Raw genomic sequence first — 18832 nt, 5'->3', positions numbered from 1 at the left:
GGAGTCTGGCACGCGTCGTCACAGGGTCCGCAGGGCGCCGCCGTCGACCGGGATCACGCAGCCGCTGAGGTAGGACGCGGCCGGTGACAGCGCGAACGCCGCCACCCGACCGAACTCCGCCGGCTCGCCGAACCGCCGCAGCGGGATGCCGCCCTGCGCGCGCTGGCGCCCCTGCTCGTCGGCGTACAGCTGCGCGGTGCGGTCGGTCGACACGAGGCCCGGCATCAACCCGAAGACGCGTACGCCGCGGGGGCCGAGCTCGTCGGCGAGCGTCTTGGCCACCATGGCTAGGCCCGGGCGCAGGCCGTTGGAGATCGCCAGCCCGCCGATCGGCACCTTGACCGACGACGACAGCACCAGGCCGATCGCGCCCTCGCCCGTCATGGCGGTCGCGACGGCCCGGGCGAGGCGGACCGCCCCGAGGAACACCGACTCGAACGCCGACCGCCACTGCTCGTCGGTCACGTCCATGACCCCCCCGGGCGGCGGGCCGCCCACGCTGACCAGCGCGCCGTCGAGCCGGCCGAAGGCGTCGAGGGTCGCCTGCACCAGGCGATCCGCGGCCGCGGGGTCGGCGTTGTCGGCGGCGATGCCGACGGCACCCAGCTGGTCGGCGGCGGTGGCGACGTTGTCGTCGGACCGTGACGACACGACGACCCGCGCCCCGTCGACGATCAGCGCCTCGGCGGTAGCGCGCCCCAGCCCGCGGGTGCCACCAGTGACGATGTAGACGCGGTCATGAAGGCCGAGATCCATGCGGCCATCCTCTCAGGCCGGCTCCCTCGTGTCGGCGCGCAGGAACCGGCGTACGAACAGCGGGCCGACCACCTCGAACAGGAACACTGACGTGAGCACGATCGTCGACACCCGTTCACCCAACGTCGGCGCCTGTTCACCGACGTAGGCAACCAGCGCCACTGCCATCCCGGCGTGCGGCAGCAGCGCGCCGCCCAGCCGAAGAGACTCACGTCCCCGCAACGAGCCCAGCACCCGCCCGCCCAGCGCGGTCATCGTCACCTTGCTGGTGCCGCGGGCGAGGATGTACGCCGCTCCGATGAGCCCCACGTCGGGCACGTTCTGGATGCGGAACTCCGCACCCGCGACGATGAAGAACAGCAGGTAGAACGGGGCCTCGAGCACCCGGAGCACGCCGAACAGCCGGTCGGCCGCGGCCGGGCCGCGGTTGGCGGTCCAGATGCCGGTCGCCAGCAGCGAGATGACCAGCGAACCGTGGATCGTCACCGACAACCCGACGGTCCCGGTGATGACGAGCAGCTCGGTCAGCAGCAGCTCGCCGTCGTTGTGGACGTGCCGCTCGATCCAGAGCAGCAGCACCGCAGCGGCGATCCCGAGTCCGATCGCCGCGAGCGTCGCGCGACCGAAGACGCCGAGCGCAGCGGTCGGGCTGGTCAGCCGGCCACTGGTCGCGAGCACCAGCGGGAAGCCGATGCCGAAGGCCGCGGCGGTGACCACGTTGCTGAGTCCCACGGTGGCGAGCAGCCGGCGCGACGCGCCGCTTTCGGCACCTTCCTCGCGCACGGTCGCGGTGACGGTCAGCACCCCGGTCTCCGTCGCGATGATCGCGAGCAGCGTCGCGAGCGACGTCGAGGCGCCGGCCCACCGGGTCACCAGGTAGGTCGCGCCGGCAGTGACGAGCAGCGGCAGCACAGTGACCGCCCGCAGCACGTGGACGTCGCGGCGCAGGTCGGCGGCCCGCAACCGCTGACCGAACAGGAACATGACCGACCCGACCGCGACGTGGGTGATCCGCTGGAGTTGGTCGACGTTGTGCGCGTCGACCAGGTGCAGCGGACCGTGCGGGCCGACGAGCACCCCGATGACGAGGAACGCGACGATCTCCGGGGCCACCCGGCGGAACACCAGTCCGATGGTGACCGCGAAGCCGCCGAGCAGGGCACCGAGAAGCAGGGGGTCGATGAGCGGACCTCCTGCTAGGCGACCGGACGGGGCAGACCTCTACAGCAGCGAGCGTAGGACGTACTGCAGGATGCCCCCGTGCCGGTAGTAGGCCGCCTCGCCAGGCGTGTCGATCCGCACGACCGCCGTGAACTCCTTGTCGTCCGCCCGCACGGTCACCTCGCGCGGGATGCGGTCGGCTCCCTCGAGGCCGGTGATGTCGAAGACCTCCTCGCCGGTCAGCCCGAGGGAGTCGGCGTCCTGCCCGGGCTTGAACTGCATCGGCAACACGCCCATGCCGATCAGGTTGGAGCGGTGGATCCGCTCGTAGGAGACCGCCAGGACGGCCTTGACGCCGAGCAGCAGCGTGCCCTTGGCGGCCCAGTCACGCGACGAGCCGGAGCCGTACTCCGCGCCGCCGATGACGACGAGCGGTACGCCGTCGTCGATGTAGCGCATCGCTCCGTCGAAGATCGTCGTCTGCTCGCCGTCGGGCAGGTGGCGGGTCACCCCGCCCTCCGTGCCGGGGGCGAGCAGATTGCGCAGGCGGATGTTGGCGAACGTGCCGCGCATCATCACCTCGTGGTTGCCCCGGCGCGACCCGTAGGAGTTGAACTCCCGCTGGTCGACGCCGTGCTCGGTGAGGTAGCGACCGGCCGGCGAGTCCTTCTTGATCGACCCGGCGGGGGAGATGTGGTCGGTCGTCACCGAGTCGCCGAGCTTCGCGAGCACCCGGGCGCCGTGGATGTCCTTGATCGGGTCGGGCTCGCGGCCGATCCCCTCGAAGAAGGGCGGCTTGCGGATGTAGGTCGAGGGTGCGTCCCAGGCGAACGTGTCACCGCTCGGCACGTCGAGGGACTTCCAGCGGTCGTCCCCGCCGAACACGTCGGCGTAGCCGCTGCTGAACATGTCCGAGCGGATCGCCTCGCCGACGACCTGCTGCACCTCTTGCGGGCTCGGCCAGATGTCGGCGAGGAAGACGGGCTTGCCGTCGGATCCGGTGCCCAGCGGCTCGTTGGTGAGGTCGATGTCCATGGTCCCGGCCAGCGCATAGGCCACCACCAGCGGCGGCGAGGCCAGGTAGTTCATCTTCACGTCCGGGTTGATCCGGCCCTCGAAGTTGCGGTTGCCGGACAGCACCGAGGTGACGGCGAGGTCGTGAGCCTGTACGGCCGCACTGACCTCGGGGATCAGCGGCCCGGAGTTGCCGATGCACGTCGTACATCCGTAGCCGACCAGGTTGAAGCCGAGCTTCTCGAGATACGGCGTGAGGCCCGCGCGGTCGTAGTAGTCCATGACGACCTTGGACCCGGGCGCGAGCGAGGTCTTGACCCACGGCTTGCGCGACAGGCCCGCGTCGACCGCCTTCTTCGCCAGCAGGGCGGCGCCGACCATGACCGAGGGGTTGGAGGTGTTGGTGCACGAGGTGATCGCCGCGATCGTGACGGCACCGTGGTCGACCTCGAAGCTCGCCCCGTCGACGGTGACCTGCACCGGTTGGGACGGGCGCCCCGGCGACGTCGCGCGCAGGTGCTCCTGCGGCTGGTCGGCCGGGTCCTGGTGCGTACCGGCCGCGGGGGAGTCGCTGGCCGGGAACGACTCCTTCGACGCCTGGTCGGCGCGGCCGTTGGCGCTGTAGTCGACCAGCTGCTCGAGGGAGGAGCGGAAGCCCTGCTTGGCGTCGGACAGCGCGACGCGGTCCTGCGGCCGCTTGGGCCCGGCGATCGAGGGCACCACGGTCGACAGGTCCAGCTCGAGAGTCTCGGAGTAGTCGGCCTCACGCGCCGGGTCGTGCCAGAGGCCCTGCTCCTTCGCGTAGGCCTCGACCAGCTGCACGCGCTCGGCCGGGCGACCGGTCAGCCGCAGGTAGTTCAGCGTCTCGTCGTCGATCGGGAAGATCGCGCAGGTCGAGCCGTACTCCGGGCTCATGTTGCCGATCGTGGCCCGGTTGGCGAGTGGCACACCGGCGACGCCGGGGCCGTAGAACTCGACGAACTTGCCGACCACGCCGTGCTTGCGCAGCATCTCGGTGATCGTCAGGACCAGGTCGGTCGCGGTGGTGCCGGACGGCAGCTCGCCGGACAGCTTGAAGCCCACCACCCGCGGGATGAGCATGCTCACCGGCTGGCCGAGCATCGCCGCCTCGGCCTCGATGCCGCCCACGCCCCAGCCGAGCACGCCCAGACCGTTGATCATCGTGGTGTGCGAGTCGGTGCCGACGAGCGTGTCGGGGTAGGCGGTGCCGTCCTTGTCGAAGACCACGCGGGCGAGGTACTCCAGGTTGACCTGGTGCACGATCCCCGTGTCCGGCGGCACGACGACGAAGTCGCGGAACGCCTGCTGGCCCCAGCGCAGGAACTGGTAGCGCTCCTTGTTGCGCTCGAACTCCAGCTCGGCGTTCTGCGCGAACGCACGGGGGGTGCCGAAGTAGTCGGCGATCACCGAGTGGTCGATCACCAGCTCCGTGGGCACCAGCGGGTTGATCTTGCTCGTGTCGCCGCCCAGCTCGGCCATGGCCTCGCGCATCGCCGCGAGATCGACGATGCAGGGCACGCCGGTGAAGTCCTGCATCACGACGCGTGCCGGCGTGAACTGGATCTCGGTGTCCGGCTCCGCCTGCGCGTCCCAGCGCGCGAGCGCCTGCACCTGCTCGGCCGTGACGTTGTGCCCGTCCTCGTTGCGCAGCAGGTTCTCCAGCAGCACCTTGAGGCTGAACGGCAGCCGCGCGCTGCCGCTCACCGCGTCGAGCCGGTGGATGCGGTACGACGCCGCGCCGACGTCAAGGGTGTCGACGCTGTTGAAGCTGTCGGGATGGCTGCGCTCGGGGCTCATGCCGGCTCTCTCCTGTGCCGAGGTCGGGATCACCTCAGTCTCCCGCAGCCGTCCGGCCCGGTGCGCGGCAGCCCGGTCGGGCTGCCGCGCGTAGCCTGGGATGTGATGACGGTCGAGCAGGTTGCCGGCCGGCTGCGCGAGGCCGCAGCCTTCGCTCCCGCATGAGGCCCTGGCGGTCGAAGCACGGGTCCGGGCCACCGCTCGACGACGACGCCTACTTCGAGCAGGTCGTCCGCGACATGGCGCCGCGGCTGTCGATGACCGTGCTGCACTACGACCCGGCCGGCGAGGTCGAGCTGACGGGGATGAGCCTGGCGGGCACCGTCGACCTGCGCAACGTGCGCCAGCTCTGCCGCGGCGTCGACCGGTCCGCCTGGGGAGGGATCCTGGTCGACCACCTGGCCGGACTCGCGCAGGTGCGGTCACGGCCGCGGGGCTACGACAACCTCGACCGGGTGCGGCCCCTGTTGCGCAGCCGGCTCTACGCGGAGGCGGAGTTCCTGCTGGACGACGTCGAGGCCAGGCCGGTCGCGCCGGGAGTCGTGGAGGCCCTCGTCGTGAGCGAAGCGGGCACGATCGCGACCCTGCCCCGGACCCAGGTCGAGAGCTGGCACGAGCCCCTCGAGGAGCTCTACCGACAGGCCCGCGCGCAGGTGCGCGCCGAAGGCCTGCCGCAGGTGCGCGACGTCGACGTCGACGGGGCCGTCCTGCACGCGGTCGAGTCGCCGTCGTTCTTCACCGCGACCAGCGTGTTCTGGCTGCCCGAGCTGGTCGACGTACCTGCAGACGGAGCCCTCGTCGCGCTGCCGACCCGCCACCTGCTGCTGGTGCACCCGATCGGCGACGCGACGGTGGTGCCGGCGGTGCAGGCGATGGTCGTCAACGCCTACGCGTTCCACGACCAGGGCCCCGGCTCGCTGTCGCCGCATCTCTACTGGTGGCGCGCCGGCACGCTCTCGCTGCTGCCCGCGACGGTCGACCCGGATCGGGTGACGTTCCGCCCGCCGCCGGACTTCGCCGCGGTGCTGCGACGGCTCGGAGGTTGAGGCATCGCGGCGCCGTGCGAGGATGCCGGCCGTGGCGGACATCGAGGCGGTGCTGTTCGACTTCGGCGGAGTGATCCTGTCGAGCCCGTTCGAGGCGTTCGCGGCCTACGAGCGCGACCTCGGACTGCCGGCCGGCTTCATCCGCGGGCTCAACGCCACCAACCCCGACGCCAACGCATGGGCGCAGATGGAACGCGGCGCGGTTGACTTCGACGAGTTCTGCCACCTGTTCGAGTCCGAGGCGCGCGCCGCCGGATACGAGATCGACGCCCGCACGGTCATCGCGCTGCTGCGCGGCGAGCTGCGGCCGGCGATGGTGGAGGCCGTACGCCGGTGCGGCGAGCGGCTCAAGACCGCCTTGCTGACCAACAACTTCGCGACCGTGCAGGAACGCGACTCCGACGTCGCCCACGTCGTCGAGCTCTTCGACGTCGTGGTCGAGTCCAGCACGGTCGGCGTACGCAAGCCCGACCCGCACTTCTACGAGATCTCCTGCGAGCTGCTGGGCATCGAGCCGTCGGCAGCCGTGTTCCTCGACGACCTGGGCGTCAACCTCAAGCCGGCCAAGGCCCTGGGCATGCACACGATCAAGGTCGTCGACCCCGACGACGCGCTGGCACAGCTGGAGGCGGTCGTCGGGTTCCCGCTGCGCGCCGACGCGGCGTAGCGGCGGCGGGAGCGGACCCCCACCGCCGCGATCCGGGTCAGCAGCCCGGTTAGGGCGCGACGAGCAGCGGCGTCTCCCCGATGTGGTCGCGGCTGCCGTCGCGAGGGGAGAGCGTGTAGACGATCAGCTCACCGTGACCGGCTCGGTCGACGGTGTAGGGAACGGTCACGTCGAAGGTGCCGCGGGTGCCTGTACCCGACGTCGCGTGCACGATCTGCCGGCCCACGATCCGCCCGTCCCAGTCCGTCACCTCGATCTGGAAGACCGCCTCGAACACGTTGGCGGAGCCGCGGACGCGCAACGGGCTGTGCACGGTGCTTCCCGGCAGCGGCCTGTCCACCAGGATCGCCGGCAGCGAGGACTCGACGTCGGCGAGGCCGAGCGGGCGGTCTACGACGAGGCCCTCACCGCCGAGCGTTCCGGTCGGCTTGCCGTCGAGCCACAGTCGCACGTCGCGCACGGTCGGAAACTGCGTCAGCGTCGCGACGAGCTGCCCGAGCCGCGTGCTCATCGACAGGCTCCCGCCGCCGCTGCCGTAGGCCGCGCTCAGGTCCACGACCGCGGTGCCGCCGGTGATCGCGATCGACCGCAGCGACGTGCCGATGGGGATGCTGGAGGTGAGTCCTTCGTGCGACTCCGCGGCGGTCGGGCCGGCCAGCAGCGCCCGCACTGCCTCGGTGGCGACCGCCGCTGAGCGCGCGGTGCGGGCGACCGGCGTGACGTGCTCGCCGTGCAGGAAGTAGACCGCCACGGTGGTGGCGGTCGGCGTCGACGAGGGTGCGGGCGACGCCGAAGGGGACCCGGAGGGTGATGTGGTCGCCGGCGCGCTCGGGGTGGGCGTCGGCGAGGAGGGTGCCGCGGTCTGCGTCGCACCGCCGCAGCCCGCGGCGAGGGCCGCAACGGCGAGGGCGACGAAGCCTTTCGTGATCACGTCTCGATCGTGCGCCCGTCGGCCCTGGTGGTGGACGGGCGGACGTCACGAGTTCAGGAGCCGTTGGTCCCTTCGTCGGTCACCGCGCGCACGATCTCCTCGACTGCGGCCTCGGCCAGGGCCCGCATCTCCTCGTCGGTGCGGTCCTGGATCGGATGGGGCACGAAGACGGATGCGGCCGGGAAGCCCAGGGCCCGCGACTGCGCGGCGGCCGCCGCGACGAACTCCGTCGAGGCGACGAAGACGCCCACGACGCCACGGCGTTCGAGGTCGGCGATGTCGTGCACACTGCACGACGTGCACGACCCTCAATCCGCGAGCGCCTCGATGACCACCTCGCAACGGGTGGCGATCTCGTGCCGAAGGTCGACGGGCGCCGGCTTGGTGAACGTCGGCTTGCGGTAGCGCTCGACGGTCGCGCCCCGCTCCGCGAGCCGGGCCGCGAGGGTGTCGAGGAACACGTCTCCGCGCGGCTTGGAGATGTCGAGCAGGCCGACGGTCCGTCCGTTCAACGAGGCCGGGCGTGACAGCAGCTCACGGGTCGCCGGCCGCAGCTCCCCGGTCGGATCGAGCACGGTTCTCATGAGCGCACCTCCACGGTGACCGGCTGGCTTCCGGAATCCCCACTCACCCAACCACCGATGATGGCCGAGAACATGCCGGCCGTGCCACCGGCGTGCACGACGAGCAGCCCGCCGTCGCGGAACTTCGGCAGCACGCTGTCGCGGAAGGCCTCCGGGATCCCCTCGTCGATGTCGGCGGCGCCCTCGACGATGTCCCTGCCCGGGAGGAGCAGCAGCTCGTGCAGCTCGGCCAGCAGCCGCGCGCGGTCCCACCTCGCGTCGCGGAAGACCCGGCCGTGCTCGGGGGAGACCACGAGCATCGCGTCGAACGCGATCGGCAGCTTGGGGTGGGCGTTGACCCGCAACGCGGCGGCGTACGAGCGCGCCAGCGACTCGGGCCGGCGGGAGTGCTGGTCGACCACCGGCTGCACCCCGGCCCCGGCGAAGAGCGTCACGGCCGACGTGCCGACCGGCAGGCCGCGTGACACGGAGAACGGCTCGAACGGCGAACTGTCCTCCGCCTCCGCGAAGCAGAAGGTGAACTTGCCCGGGTTGCCCAGCGTGGCCCGGTCGACCTCGCCCGGCCGCCCGCCCCCGACGTTGCGGATGACCAGCTGCAGCGCCCGGCCGATCGTCGCGTTGGCGCGGTTGCCCTGACCGAGGGCGTTGAGGCCGCTGTTCATGCCGATCTTCGTGGCGACGGGGCCGTTGACGAGCACCAGCGGGCCGGAGAAGTACGTCGTCGCCAGCAGCCCGTGCGCGTTGAACGCGTCGGTCGCCGCCGCTTCGACCGCGGCGAGGACCACCGGCAGGTACTCCGGCAGGCAGCCGGCCATGACCGCGTTGATCGCGACTTTCTCGACCGTGCACTCGACGAGGTCGGGTGGCATCACCGTGACGACGTCGTCAGGGGCTCGGGTCGTGCCCTCGAGCATGCGCAGCACCCGGGCCTCGGTCGGTGGCACGACCGGCAGCCCGTCGGTCCAGCCGCGGTCGAAGAGCGCCTCCATCTCGTCCTCGAGGTCGGCGATCTCCACGCGCCGGGACCGCAGCACCGAGCCGCCGAACCGCACGGCCAGCTCCTCGGCCACGCCCGGCTCGACCGTGCGCGACCCGCAGCCGGGCCGGTAGTCGGGCAGCCCGGGGCCCAGGTCGGCGACGCCGGTCAGCTCCTCCCACGTGGACCGCAGCCAACCCTCCGTGCGCGCGACCTCCACGCCGTTCTCCACCCGCAGCAACGTCGGCACGGCGATCAGGTCGAGGTGCCAGCTGGTCGCCAGCGAGGTGTCGTCGACCACGCAGGGGACCCCGGCCGGGAACGTCGGGTCGTCCTGGCTGAAGACCGTCAGCGGCACCACGGCAGCGAGCTGCTGCAGCACCGGCTCGACGAGCGTGCAGGTGGGGCAGTCGCGCTTGACGATCGCCACCACACCGTCGGGCAGGTCCATGGTGATCGACGACGCTACGCCCTCGCTGCTCCTTATGCTGGCCGGGTGCCCATCGACGCCGCCGTCCCGTCGTACGACCTGGTGACCAGGACCCTCGGCAACGGGCTGCGCGTCGTCGTCGCCGAGGACCACTCCGTCCCCGTCGCGGCCGTCAACATCTGGTACGACGTGGGCTCGCGCCACGAGCCGGCGGGCCGCACGGGTTTCGCCCATCTCTTCGAGCACCTGATGTTCGAGGGCTCGGCCCACGTGCCCAAGGGTGACCACTGGAAGCACGTGCTCGGCGCGGGCGGCACGCTCAACGCGTCGACCTGGTGCGACCGGACGAACTACTACGACACGGTCCCAAGCAACCACCTCGAGACCGTGCTCTGGCTCGAGGCCGATCGCATGGGGACGCTGGTCCTCGACCAGCCGCGGTTCGACACCCAGCGCGACGTCGTGAAGAACGAGCGCCGGCAGCGTTACGAGAACCAGCCCTACGGCATGTGGGTCGAGCGGCTGCACGCGCTCGCGTTCCCGCCCGGCCACCCCTACCACCACTCGACGATCGGCTCGATGGCCGATCTGCAGGCGGCGACGCTCGACGACGTGCAGGCCTTCCACCGCAGGCACTACGCGCCGAACAACGCCGTGCTCACGGTCGTCGGTGACGTCGAGCCGGAGGCAACCTTCGCATTGGTGGATCGCTACTTCGGCGGCCTGGAGCCCCTCGCGACCGTGCCGGGCGCGCCCGACGGCACGCTGCCGCTGTCGCTGGGCGGCGAGGTGCGGGAGACCCGGCCCGACGTCGTACCGGTGCCGCGCGTCTTCGTCGCGCACCGCATCGCGCCGATGGGCCACCCCGACCACGACGCCGCCGACGTGCTGGCCGCGGTGCTGGGCAGCGGCCGCGGGAGCCGGCTCTACCGCTCGCTGGTCCTCGAGCGCCGGCTGGCCCAGCCGCCGGGCGGCTCGATGACGGATACCTGGCCGTTCGTGGGCGGCGTCGCGCTGATGGCCGGCGACGCCTCGGCCCGCGAGGGGGTCGACGTCGTCGACCTCGAGAAGGCATTCCACGAGGTCTGCGAGTCGGTCACCCGGGAGCCCATCGGGGCCGACGAGCTCGCCCGCGCCCGCGCGCAGCTGACCAGTGACTGGCTGCACCGCATGGCGTCCTTCGACAGCCGGGCCGACACCATCTCGATGTTCGCGACCCTGTTCGGTGACCCCGAACTGGTCAACGGCTACCTGCCGCGGCTGCTGGCGGTGAGCGCCGACGACCTCCACCGGGTAGCCACGAACATCCTGGTGCCGGACAACCGGGTCGTGCTCACGTTCGTCCCGCGCGAGGAGGCGGCGTGAACCGGCTCGTCGCCGAGGCGCCCACTCCGGGGCCGGCCCGCCCCTGGTCGTTCCCTTCGTGGCAACGGCACTGGGTTGACGGCGGCACGGTGCTCGCCGCCCACCTTCCCGGTCAGCAGCTCGCCGCGGTCGCGTTGGTCGTCGACGCCGGCGCGACGACCGAACCCACCGGGCAGGAGGGCGTGGCCCTGCTGACCGCGCGGCTGCTCGGTGAGGGCACCCAGGTGCGTGATGCCTTCGAGTTCGGCGTCGCGGTCGAACGGCTCGGCGCCTCCTGGCACGCCGACGTCGACTGGGACTCGCTGCGGGTCGGCTTCGACGCACCGGTCACGGCGCTGCCCGACGCGGTCGACCTGCTCGCCGAGGCCGTACGCCGGCCGGCCTTCTCGCCCACCGACGTGGAGCGGGTGCGTGACGACCGGCTCGACGAGCTGCGGGCCGAGCTGCTGCAGCCGGCCGCACGCGCCAGTGCGACGTTCAACGCTCATACGTTCGCAGCCCCCAGCCGCTACGGCCGCCCGGACGGCGGCGACCCGGAGTCGGTCGCGGCGGTGACCGATGACGACGTGCGGGCGTTCCACGCGGCGCGGTTCGCGCCGGGCGCCGCGACGCTCGTCGTCGCCGGGGACCTGTCGCGCGTCGATGCCGCGGACCTCGGCCGGCGGACGTTCTCCGGCTGGACGGCCGGGATGGCACCGGTCGCGTCTCCCGTGGTCACGCCGGTCGACGGCGGACGACGGATCGTCGTCGTGGACCGTCCCGGCTCGGTGCAGTCGGTGCTCGTCATCGGTCACCCGGGCCCGCCGCGGGCGATCGAGGACTACGTCCCGACGACGACGATGGCGATCGCCTTGGGGGGCATGTTCTCGGCCCGGCTCAACATGAAGCTGCGCGAGGAGCGCGGGTTCACCTACGGCGCGTCCGCCGGCTTCGGGATGCGCCGGCACGGCGGGATCTTCGCGGCCCGCGCGTCGGTGCACGCCGAGCCGACCGCGCAGGCGGTCGCCGACACCGTGGCCGAGATCGAGCGCCTCCAGCGCGACGGCATCGACGCCGACGAGCTGGACCAGGTCCGCCGCTACCGCGCGGGCGTCTTCCCCATCCAGTTCGCCTCGCCCTACGCCGTCGCGGGCGCGCTCGGCGACCTCACCGTGCACGGCTTGCCCGACGACTACTTCGACCGGGTCCGCCACCAGATCGCCGAGGTGCCGCTGGACGCCGTCAACGAGGCGGCCCGCCGGCGGCTGCACCCCGACCGGCTGCTGACGGTCGTGGTGGGTGACGCGTCGGTGGTGGCCGATGGCCTGCGAGAAATCGGCGCCGGCGCGGTCGAGGTCGTCAGCGACTGAGCCGCTCCGGTCAGGTCGCGGCGGGCGGGCGCCACTGCCGGCGCCAGAAGGCCCGGCGGGTCCGGCGTACGGCGGCGAGACGTTCCCGCCGCAGCTCGTCCTCCTCGCCGTCGTCGAGTGGCGCCAGCGGGCCGACGGCCATCGCGAGCAGGTGGTCGGCGAGGCCGGGGTTGCGGGCGAGCGCCGGCCCGTGCGCGTAGGTGCAGACGACCGACCCCTGGACCGCGCCCTCCGTGCCGTCGCCGTTGCCGACGCCCGACTCGACCCGCGCGAGCGGGCGCGCGCCGGGGCCGAGGATCGTCTTCCCGCCGTGGTTCTCGTAGCCGGTGAGAGCCGGGACGCCGGGCAGGTCGGGCCGCGCCAGCAGCTCGCCGACCGCCCGCGGGCCCGGCAGCCGCTTGGTCACGCAGTCGACGAGGCCGAGCCCCGGATGGTCGGCGCCGCGGCCGTCGAGGAACGTCGTGCCGAGGATCTGGAAGCCCGCGCACACCGCGAAGACCGGTTTGCCGGCCGCGGTCGCCGCCGCCAGCCCGCCGTCGGCCGACAGGGCCGAGACGGCGAGGGTCTGCGCCGTGTCCTCCCCGCCGCCGAGCACGTAGACGTCGGCGTCGCGGGGGAGCGGCTCGTCCAGCCCGACCTCGAGCACGCAGGCGTCGACGCCACGCCAGCGCAACCGCTCGCACAGGATGCGAGCGTTGCCGCCGTCGCCGTAGGTCCCGAGCAGCGACGGGTAGACGAGCACCACACCGACCCGGTCAGGCATCGCCCACGACCTTGCGCAGCTGCTGGAACGCGGTGTAGTTGGCGAGCACCTCGAGCGGCCCCTGCCCTCCGGCCCGTCGCAGCGCCTGCGCCAAGTCGTCGACGCGCTGGTGCTCGACGCCGGCGTAGCGCAGCCGCACGGCCATGTCGCGGGAGCGCTCGCCGGTCGCGGTCACGAACCGGCCCTGCAGGCGCTCGAACGGCACGTCCCACAGCCAGGCCGGGTCGCGGCCGTCGGCGGCGCGCGCGTTGATGGCGACGACGACGTGGGTCGCCTCCGGCCGCACGAAAGACAGGCTCTCCTGCCAGCCGGCCGGGTTCTTCGCGAGCAGCAGCCGGGTGCGGCGCCCGGCGAAGTCGCGCTCGACGTAGCGCCCTTCCACGCCGGTGATCGCCGCCATCGCGTCGAGAGCCGTGCGCGGGTCGACGCCGAACTCCGCGGCCGCAGCGGCGGCAAGCGCGGCGTTGCCGAGGTTGGCGGCGCCCGGCAGCGCGAGCCGGATCCGGAGGCGTTCGCCGTCGGGCGTGACGAGCTCCGATCCCTCCAGGACCCAGTCCGGTCGGGGGCGGCTGAAGCCACAGTCGCTCGACCAGTCGTCGCCCCGCCAGGTCACGGGGCCACCGCAGGCCGGGCAGGCGGAGGCGTCGTCGCGCCACCGCAGCCCGACCGACACCCAGCGCACGGCGGGGGCCGACGAGGCCGCCCACACGACCAGCGGGTCGTCGACGTTGGCCACCGCCGTCGCAGCGCCGGGCAGCGCGAGGGCATCGCGCCAGATGCCGGCGACGCGGCCCACCTCCGCGTAGCGGTCGAGCTGGTCGCGGCTGAGGTTGAGCAGCACGACGAGCTCGGGGCGCACCGTGGCGGCGACCCGGGGCAGGTACGGCTCGTCCACCTCCAGCACGCCGACAGGTGCGTCGAGGTCCGCGCCGAGTGCCGCCGTGAGCCCCGGTGGCAGGTTGGCCCCGCCGCCGTTGCTGACCACGGGGCCCGCCGTTCGCAGGGCTGCCACGAGCAGGGTCCGGGTCGTGGTCTTGCCGTTGGTCCCGCTGACGAGGGCGAGCCGGCGGCCGGCGGCCGCGTGCCGCAGCGCCGACGGGTCGACGGCGAGGGTGACCCGGCCGCCGATCGTGGTGCCGCCACCGCGCCCCGTGGCGCGGGACAGCGCCGCGGTGGCCGCGCCGAGCCGGCGGGCGAGCGTGAAGCGGCCGCCCGCCGCGGTCACTTCACGTACGAGCGCGCAAAGTAGACGAAGATCGCGAAGGTCGCGAGCACGCCGAGTGCGAACGCCGGCCAGATGAAGCGGAACGTCGCGTTGTTGGACGTGGCGAAGGCCCGCGCCACGGGAATGCCGATCAGCAGCACTGCGACGTTGAGGCCCAGCAGACCGAAGTCCCAGGCATGCTCCGTCGTGAGGGCGAGAACCACGGCGTACCCCTCCAGGCACAGTGAACGGCGTCGATGTCGGCGTACGACGACGTGCTCACCCTACGGCAGCGGTCGGCCGGCACACGCGCAAGGTGCCCCGGCGCCGACGTAGCCTGACTGCACCGCCCAGCACGAGGAGCATCGTTGATCCGCGCCCGGACCGCCGCCGCGATCGTCGGTCTGGCGATGGTGGCGAGCGGGTGCGGGGCCTACGGCGCCGCGCTGCGCGAGCAGGAGGTCGTCGTCTACTTCAAGCCCGAGGCCACGCAGGCGGAGCACGCCGCGGCCCGGGCGGCCTGCTCGGGCATCCCCAACGTGTCGCCCGAGCCGATGATCAAGTCGAAGTACAAGTCCGACATGGTCGCCGACGTGCGCTTCCGCATCGACAACGCCAACGACGCCCAGCTGGCGAAGCTCTACGACTGCCTGCGCAAGCAGAAGGACGTGGTCGGGGTCAACATCCCTGACAAGCTGAACTGAGGCGCGGAACCCTCAACGCACCACCAGCGCGCGGTCGCCCGCCGGCACGAAGCGACCGATGACGGGCGCGCCCGGGATCTCCCCGGCGACCAGCAGCCCGCCGGAGGTCTGCGCGTCGGCGAGCAGCAGCAGCTCGAGCTCGTCGAGCCCGGAGTCGAGGTGGGGGCGCACCCAGTCGAGGTTGCGCCGGGTGCCGCCGCTGACGTGCCCCTCGGCCGCTGCCTCGCGGGCGCCGTCGAGATAGGGCACCGCCGCGGCGTCGACGACTGCGCTCACCCCGCTGGCCCGGCACATCTTGTAGAGGTGGCCGAGCAGGCCGAACCCGGTCACGTCGGTCGCGGCGCGCAGGTCGCCGGCCAGCGCCGCCTCCGCGGCGTCGCGGTTGAGCGTCGTCATCGTCTCGACCGCCTGGGGGAAGCGCTCACCGGTGGTCTTGTGCTTGCTGTTGAGCACGCCGATCCCGAGCGGCTTCGACAGCGAGATCGGCAGACCCGCGGATGCGGCGTCGTTGCGCAGCAACCGCCTGGCGTCGCCGACGCCGGTGACCGCCATGCCGTACTTCGGCTCCGGGTCGTCGACGCTGTGCCCGCCCGCCACGTGGCAGCCGGCCGCGCGGGCGACGTCGAGCCCGCCACGCAGCACCTCCCGGGCCAGGTCGAACGCCAGCACCTCGCGCGGCCAGGCCAGCAGGTTGACCGCCACCAGCGGTCGCCCGCCCATGGCGTAGATGTCCGAGAGCGCGTTGGCCGCGGCGATGCGGCCCCAGTCGTAGGGGTCGTCCACCACCGGCGTGAAGAAGTCGGCGGTGGCGATGACCGCCGTGTCGCCGTCGAGGCGGACGGCAGCCGCGTCGTCGCCGTCGTCGAGTCCCACGAGCAGCTCCGGCGTCCCGGCCGGCATCGCCGGCCCGACGAGCCCCGCGACGATGTGTTCCAGCTCACCGGGCGGGATCTTGCAGGCGCACCCCCCACCGTGCGCATAGTGGGTGAGGCGGGTTTCCAGGCTCGTCATGACCCGACTCTACGGCCGTCGGCAACCCGTCGATCTTGGCGTGCATCACGCCGGCGGGAGGGGGTACGGGCCTTCTCAATGGCACAGGCGCCGATCTCCGTTGCCGTGCTCGTCGACCTCGACCGCACGGCGGTCTCGGGCGGCCACGTGAAGTCGTGGGAGCGGCTCGCCGAGGCGGCCGACGCGGTGCGCGCTCAGCTCGACCTCACGGTCTACGTGCTCGGCGCGCGGCGCCACGTCGACGAGATCACGGCCAATGCCCGGTTCGTCGCGTTGCGGCCGGTGCTCGGTACGCGCACCCTGCAGACGTTCGCGGCCGGCACCGATGCGACCGACCTCGCGCCGTACCACCCGGCCCTGGCCCGTCTCCTGCCGCGGCACGACGTCTGGCACGCCACGCACGCGTTCGCCTTCGGCTGGACCGCGCGACGGCTCGCGCTCCGCACCGGCCACCCGCTGGTCGCCTCACTGCAGACCGACCTGCCGGCGTTCGTCCGGCTCTACCTGCGCGCGCTCGTGGATCGGGTCGCCGGCCGCCGTATCGGCGGCCGCCTGCTGGTCGACACCTGGCACGTCGACGACCGCGCCGGGAGGTTCGCCGCCCGGCACCAGCGGCGCCTGCTGGAGGCCTGCGGCCACGTGCTCGTCTCCAACGACGTCGACGCGGCGGAAGCAGCACGAGTGGTCGGCCCCGATCGCGTCTCCCTGCTGCGGCGCGGAGTCGACCGTTCGACCTTCCACCCGCGGCGGCACGACCGCGCGTGGCTGACCGCGCGTTACGGCGTCCCGGCGTCCGACGTCGTCGTGCTCTTCGCGGGTCGCGCCGACGCGACCAAGGGGGCGCTGAAGGTGGCGCGCGCCGTACGCCTGCTGCGCGAAGCCGGCCATCCGGTGCACATGTTCGTGGCGGGCGCGGGCGGCGACCTGGGCCGGATCGGCAAGATGCTGGGGGAGCACGCCACGCTGCCGGGTGCGCTGCCGCAGGACGAGCTGGCCGGGATCTACGCGGCCTGCGACGTGTTCGCATTCCCGTCGACCAGCGAGACCATCGGCAACGTCGTCGCCGAGGCGATGGCGGCCGGGCTGCCGGTCGTGCTGCAAGCGGGAGCCACAACCAACCAGTGGCTGCGTGCGCCCGGCCGCGACGGCGTCCTGGTCGGCGCCGACGACCCCTCGGCATGGGCCGCCGCGCTGGAGCCGTTGGTCGACAGCGCCGAGCTGCGGGCGCGGATCGGTCAGGCGGCGCGGCGGTCGATCGAGCAGGAGCAGCCGTCGTGGGAGCAGGTGCTGGCCGAGGACCTCATGCCGGTCTGGGAGCGGGCCGCCGTCCGTCCGGCCGTCCGCGCGGCCGCGTCCACCGCGGCGTAGCTGCCCGAGCTCGTTCGCGATTCGCGTATCAGGCTCGGTCTCGCGTGACTCCCTTCCGAATCATGCCGGAACAGGGAGGGACTCATGCGCGTCAAGTCGTTCGCCGCTGCCGGGGCGTGTGCGGTGGCCGTTATCGCAGTAGGGGCTGGCCCGGCGTACGCCGGTGAGGTGACCGGTCCACCTGGGACGCCCGGCGTGCCGTTCTCCGGTTCGGGCGTGCGCACCGGGGCGCCGGCCCACTCCAACTCCATCTGCAGCTACAACGGGCTCAACGACATGAACCCGGACCAGGGGCCGATCAGCAGCATCGTCCAGACGCCGCACAATCAGGGCTCGCCGGGCGAGGCCGGCCACGGCACGTGCGCCGGCGGCACGAACCCAGAGAACCCGCCCGGATCCTGATCCTGCGGGCACCGTCGAAGCCCGGCGTCCCCCGCGCCGGGCTCGACCCTTGCGCGGGTGGGCCGCGGCGTAGAGTCGCAGGGCGGCCGACGCCTCCGGCCGGGGAGGCGTATGGGTGCCTGGTGGCCCCCGCGGTCTTCAAAACCGTAGAGCGGCAGTCACTGTCGCTGGTGGGTTCGATTCCCGTCCGCCTCCGCCACCTCGATCTGCGTTTGCGCAGGTCAGCGCCTTGATCGACTCTGTCGGGACCCAAAAAGCCCGGAAAAGCCCGAAGATCGTCCGGAATACAGCAGCGAACGGCGGTGGTCATCGGGCCATGCCGGTCAGCCTCGGGCGCGCGACTGGTGGCAGCACCGGTCGCGGGCCGGCTGCCGCATCGGCAGGCTATGTATTGAACAGTCGCGGCGGCCGCGGCCTCGGAGCCGCGTGCGCCAGCAGCTTCGCGAGGCCCGCGTTGCGCCCCGCTATGCGGAGCTCGATACATGTTGCTTCCCTGGGCCACCTAGACCGCGGAATGTGTGGCGCATCGGCACGCGCGACAACATGCTCCTGCGTAGGCACTCCACCTGGGGGATGAGTATGAGCAGATTGCGCCAGTGTGCTGTGGTTGGCCTCCTTTTGTTGGCGGCGTTAGTGGCAGTTCGGCCAGCATATGCGGATGCAAAATTACCCATCGGGCTGCGACCAATGGACGCCGTCTGGCAGCGACTGGTCTTCAAACTGCTGGCTCGGTACCGACGGAACCCGATATCAACAATACGCCAATTACGTAACTGGGGTGCAACGCATCCTGCGTGGTTCCGGATTCCTGACCTCGGGCACTAACGATGGAATCTTCGGCACTGCGACGGCGTCAGCAGTGAGGGCGTACCAGACTTCTGCGCAGTTGCCTACCGTAGACGGCATCGTCGGCCACGACACTTGGTGGCACATGAGGTACTACAAAGTGATTTACTCATACTTCAACTATATTGGTGACGTCTACCATGTATACGGCTCAACTAACGACGCTTTCGAAAATGTCTACGGGTACGGGCTGGACGATTACTGGCTTTCCCAGAATAAGGCGGCCAGCGGCTGGGTAGATTTCGATGTAAACGGACCGAATTAGGAACCTGTTAGGAATCATGCCTGAAAGGAGCTACTTCATGGCTACCACGATCCATCGGGCAGCCGCCGCGTCTGTGGTCGCCGCAATTGGAATAGCAGCCGCGGGCCTGTGGGTCTACCTTCCATCAGGGACGCGCCAGCAAGCACAGGACACGGTCCGCACAAGTTCCGTG

At 72.0% G+C, this 18832-nt stretch carries 18 protein-coding genes and 1 tRNA gene; 9 read left to right on the top strand and 10 right to left on the bottom strand.

Going from position 1 to position 18832, the window contains the following annotated elements:
- Positions 1 to 18: 18 nt before the first annotated feature.
- The 3 genes from VFJ21_14270 to VFJ21_14260 form a co-directional block, all read right to left on the bottom strand.
- Complete coding sequence (locus VFJ21_14270; GenBank protein ID HET7408285.1) at positions 19 to 756, bottom strand: SDR family oxidoreductase; 738 nt, start codon at positions 754 to 756, stop codon at positions 19 to 21.
- 12 nt (positions 757 to 768) lie between these two features.
- Entirely contained in the window at positions 769 to 1914 is a 1146-nt protein-coding gene (locus VFJ21_14265) for a cation:proton antiporter (protein HET7408284.1), read from the bottom strand.
- 63 nt (positions 1915 to 1977) lie between these two features.
- Positions 1978 to 4749, bottom strand: coding sequence for an aconitate hydratase (locus VFJ21_14260; GenBank protein HET7408283.1), 2772 nt, complete (start codon positions 4747 to 4749; stop codon positions 1978 to 1980).
- Between the two features lie 161 nt (positions 4750 to 4910).
- Here VFJ21_14260 and VFJ21_14255 point away from each other — a divergent pair, with 161 nt between their 5' ends.
- Positions 4911 to 5795: a hypothetical protein gene (locus VFJ21_14255; GenBank protein HET7408282.1), complete on the top strand. Its 885-nt coding sequence runs from the start codon at positions 4911 to 4913 to the stop codon at positions 5793 to 5795.
- A 31-nt stretch (positions 5796 to 5826) separates the two neighbouring features.
- The gene (locus VFJ21_14250; protein ID HET7408281.1) at positions 5827 to 6462 is read left to right on the top strand and encodes an HAD-IA family hydrolase; all 636 of its coding nucleotides are present in this window, start codon (positions 5827 to 5829) and stop codon (positions 6460 to 6462) included.
- A gap of 49 nt (positions 6463 to 6511) precedes the next feature.
- On the opposite strand, the gene VFJ21_14245 is transcribed toward VFJ21_14250, so the two are convergent.
- Genes VFJ21_14245 through VFJ21_14235 form a run of 3 tightly spaced genes read right to left on the bottom strand, consistent with a single transcriptional unit; the run spans position 6512 to position 9404 of the window.
- Positions 6512 to 7393 carry a Gmad2 immunoglobulin-like domain-containing protein gene (locus VFJ21_14245; protein HET7408280.1) on the bottom strand — a complete coding sequence of 294 codons (882 nt, stop codon included), beginning with the start codon at positions 7391 to 7393 and terminating at the stop codon, positions 6512 to 6514.
- Positions 7394 to 7446: 53 nt separating this feature from the next.
- Entirely contained in the window at positions 7447 to 7977 is a 531-nt protein-coding gene (locus VFJ21_14240; GenBank protein HET7408279.1) for a UGSC family (seleno)protein, read from the bottom strand.
- Positions 7974 to 9404 (bottom strand): hypothetical protein, encoded by a 1431-nt coding sequence (locus VFJ21_14235; protein HET7408278.1) that lies wholly within the window; start codon positions 9402 to 9404, stop codon positions 7974 to 7976. Before VFJ21_14235 ends, VFJ21_14240 begins: the two co-directional genes overlap by 4 nt.
- A 45-nt stretch (positions 9405 to 9449) precedes the next feature.
- Here VFJ21_14235 and VFJ21_14230 point away from each other — a divergent pair, with 45 nt between their 5' ends.
- Together VFJ21_14230 and VFJ21_14225 are read left to right on the top strand one after the other, a co-directional pair.
- Positions 9450 to 10748 (top strand): pitrilysin family protein, encoded by a 1299-nt coding sequence (locus tag VFJ21_14230; protein HET7408277.1) that lies wholly within the window; start codon positions 9450 to 9452, stop codon positions 10746 to 10748.
- Positions 10745 to 12097, top strand: a complete 1353-nt coding sequence (locus VFJ21_14225; protein ID HET7408276.1) for a pitrilysin family protein — start codon at positions 10745 to 10747, stop codon at positions 12095 to 12097. The genes VFJ21_14230 and VFJ21_14225 overlap by 4 nt, the downstream gene beginning before the upstream one ends.
- Positions 12098 to 12107: 10 nt before the next feature.
- On the opposite strand, the gene VFJ21_14220 is transcribed toward VFJ21_14225, so the two are convergent.
- Genes VFJ21_14220 through VFJ21_14210 form a run of 3 tightly spaced genes read right to left on the bottom strand, consistent with a single transcriptional unit; the run spans position 12108 to position 14288 of the window.
- On the bottom strand, positions 12108 to 12860 hold the full coding sequence (locus VFJ21_14220; GenBank protein ID HET7408275.1) for a glutamine amidotransferase: 753 nt from the start codon (positions 12858 to 12860) through the stop codon (positions 12108 to 12110).
- Positions 12853 to 14085 carry a MurT ligase domain-containing protein gene (locus VFJ21_14215; GenBank protein ID HET7408274.1) on the bottom strand — a complete coding sequence of 411 codons (1233 nt, stop codon included), beginning with the start codon at positions 14083 to 14085 and terminating at the stop codon, positions 12853 to 12855. The genes VFJ21_14220 and VFJ21_14215 overlap by 8 nt, the downstream gene beginning before the upstream one ends.
- The gene (locus VFJ21_14210; protein ID HET7408273.1) at positions 14082 to 14288 is read right to left on the bottom strand and encodes a hypothetical protein; all 207 of its coding nucleotides are present in this window, start codon (positions 14286 to 14288) and stop codon (positions 14082 to 14084) included. The genes VFJ21_14215 and VFJ21_14210 overlap by 4 nt, the downstream gene beginning before the upstream one ends.
- 144 nt (positions 14289 to 14432) lie before the next feature.
- Here VFJ21_14210 and VFJ21_14205 point away from each other — a divergent pair, with 144 nt between their 5' ends.
- Entirely contained in the window at positions 14433 to 14768 is a 336-nt protein-coding gene (locus tag VFJ21_14205) for a hypothetical protein (GenBank protein ID HET7408272.1), read from the top strand.
- A gap of 12 nt (positions 14769 to 14780) precedes the next feature.
- On the opposite strand, the gene selD is transcribed toward VFJ21_14205, so the two are convergent.
- Positions 14781 to 15770, bottom strand: a complete 990-nt coding sequence (selD, locus tag VFJ21_14200) for a selenide, water dikinase SelD (protein ID HET7408271.1) — start codon at positions 15768 to 15770, stop codon at positions 14781 to 14783.
- Positions 15771 to 15857: 87 nt separating this feature from the next.
- Here selD and VFJ21_14195 point away from each other — a divergent pair, with 87 nt between their 5' ends.
- The 4 genes from VFJ21_14195 to VFJ21_14180 all read left to right on the top strand — a co-directional run bounded on the left by VFJ21_14195 (position 15858) and on the right by VFJ21_14180 (position 18660).
- Complete coding sequence (locus VFJ21_14195; protein ID HET7408270.1) at positions 15858 to 17147, top strand: glycosyltransferase; 1290 nt, start codon at positions 15858 to 15860, stop codon at positions 17145 to 17147.
- 84 nt (positions 17148 to 17231) lie between these two features.
- Complete coding sequence (locus VFJ21_14190) at positions 17232 to 17549, top strand: hypothetical protein (GenBank protein HET7408269.1); 318 nt, start codon at positions 17232 to 17234, stop codon at positions 17547 to 17549.
- A 103-nt stretch (positions 17550 to 17652) separates the two neighbouring features.
- Positions 17653 to 17748: transfer RNA gene (locus VFJ21_14185), tRNA-Sec, on the top strand.
- A 579-nt stretch (positions 17749 to 18327) separates the two neighbouring features.
- Positions 18328 to 18660, top strand: coding sequence for a peptidoglycan-binding domain-containing protein (locus VFJ21_14180; protein HET7408268.1), 333 nt, complete (start codon positions 18328 to 18330; stop codon positions 18658 to 18660).
- Positions 18661 to 18832: the final 172 nt, after the last annotated feature.

The sequence above is a fragment of the Mycobacteriales bacterium genome (assembly GCA_035690485.1).
In the GTDB taxonomy this organism is placed as follows: domain Bacteria; phylum Actinomycetota; class Actinomycetes; order JAFAQI01; family DASSKL01; genus DASSKL01.
Note: the sequence above shows the minus strand (reverse complement) of the source record. Positions and strands in the feature narration are given on the sequence as shown.

What these genes read in the sequence shown, in the direction of transcription:
- VFJ21_14220 (HET7408275.1), bottom strand. Translation starts at nt 12,860, where the DNA reads ATGCCTGACCGGGTCGGTGTGGTGCTCGTCTACCCGTCGCTGCTCGGG.
- VFJ21_14255 (HET7408282.1), top strand. Translation starts at nt 4,911, where the DNA reads ATGAGGCCCTGGCGGTCGAAGCACGGGTCCGGGCCACCGCTCGACGAC.
- VFJ21_14195 (HET7408270.1), top strand. Translation starts at nt 15,858, where the DNA reads ATGGCACAGGCGCCGATCTCCGTTGCCGTGCTCGTCGACCTCGACCGC.
- VFJ21_14235 (HET7408278.1), bottom strand. Translation starts at nt 9,404, where the DNA reads ATGGACCTGCCCGACGGTGTGGTGGCGATCGTCAAGCGCGACTGCCCC.
- VFJ21_14190 (HET7408269.1), top strand. Translation starts at nt 17,232, where the DNA reads ATGCGCGTCAAGTCGTTCGCCGCTGCCGGGGCGTGTGCGGTGGCCGTT.
- VFJ21_14260 (HET7408283.1), bottom strand. Translation starts at nt 4,749, where the DNA reads ATGAGCCCCGAGCGCAGCCATCCCGACAGCTTCAACAGCGTCGACACC.
- VFJ21_14270 (HET7408285.1), bottom strand. Translation starts at nt 756, where the DNA reads ATGGATCTCGGCCTTCATGACCGCGTCTACATCGTCACTGGTGGCACC.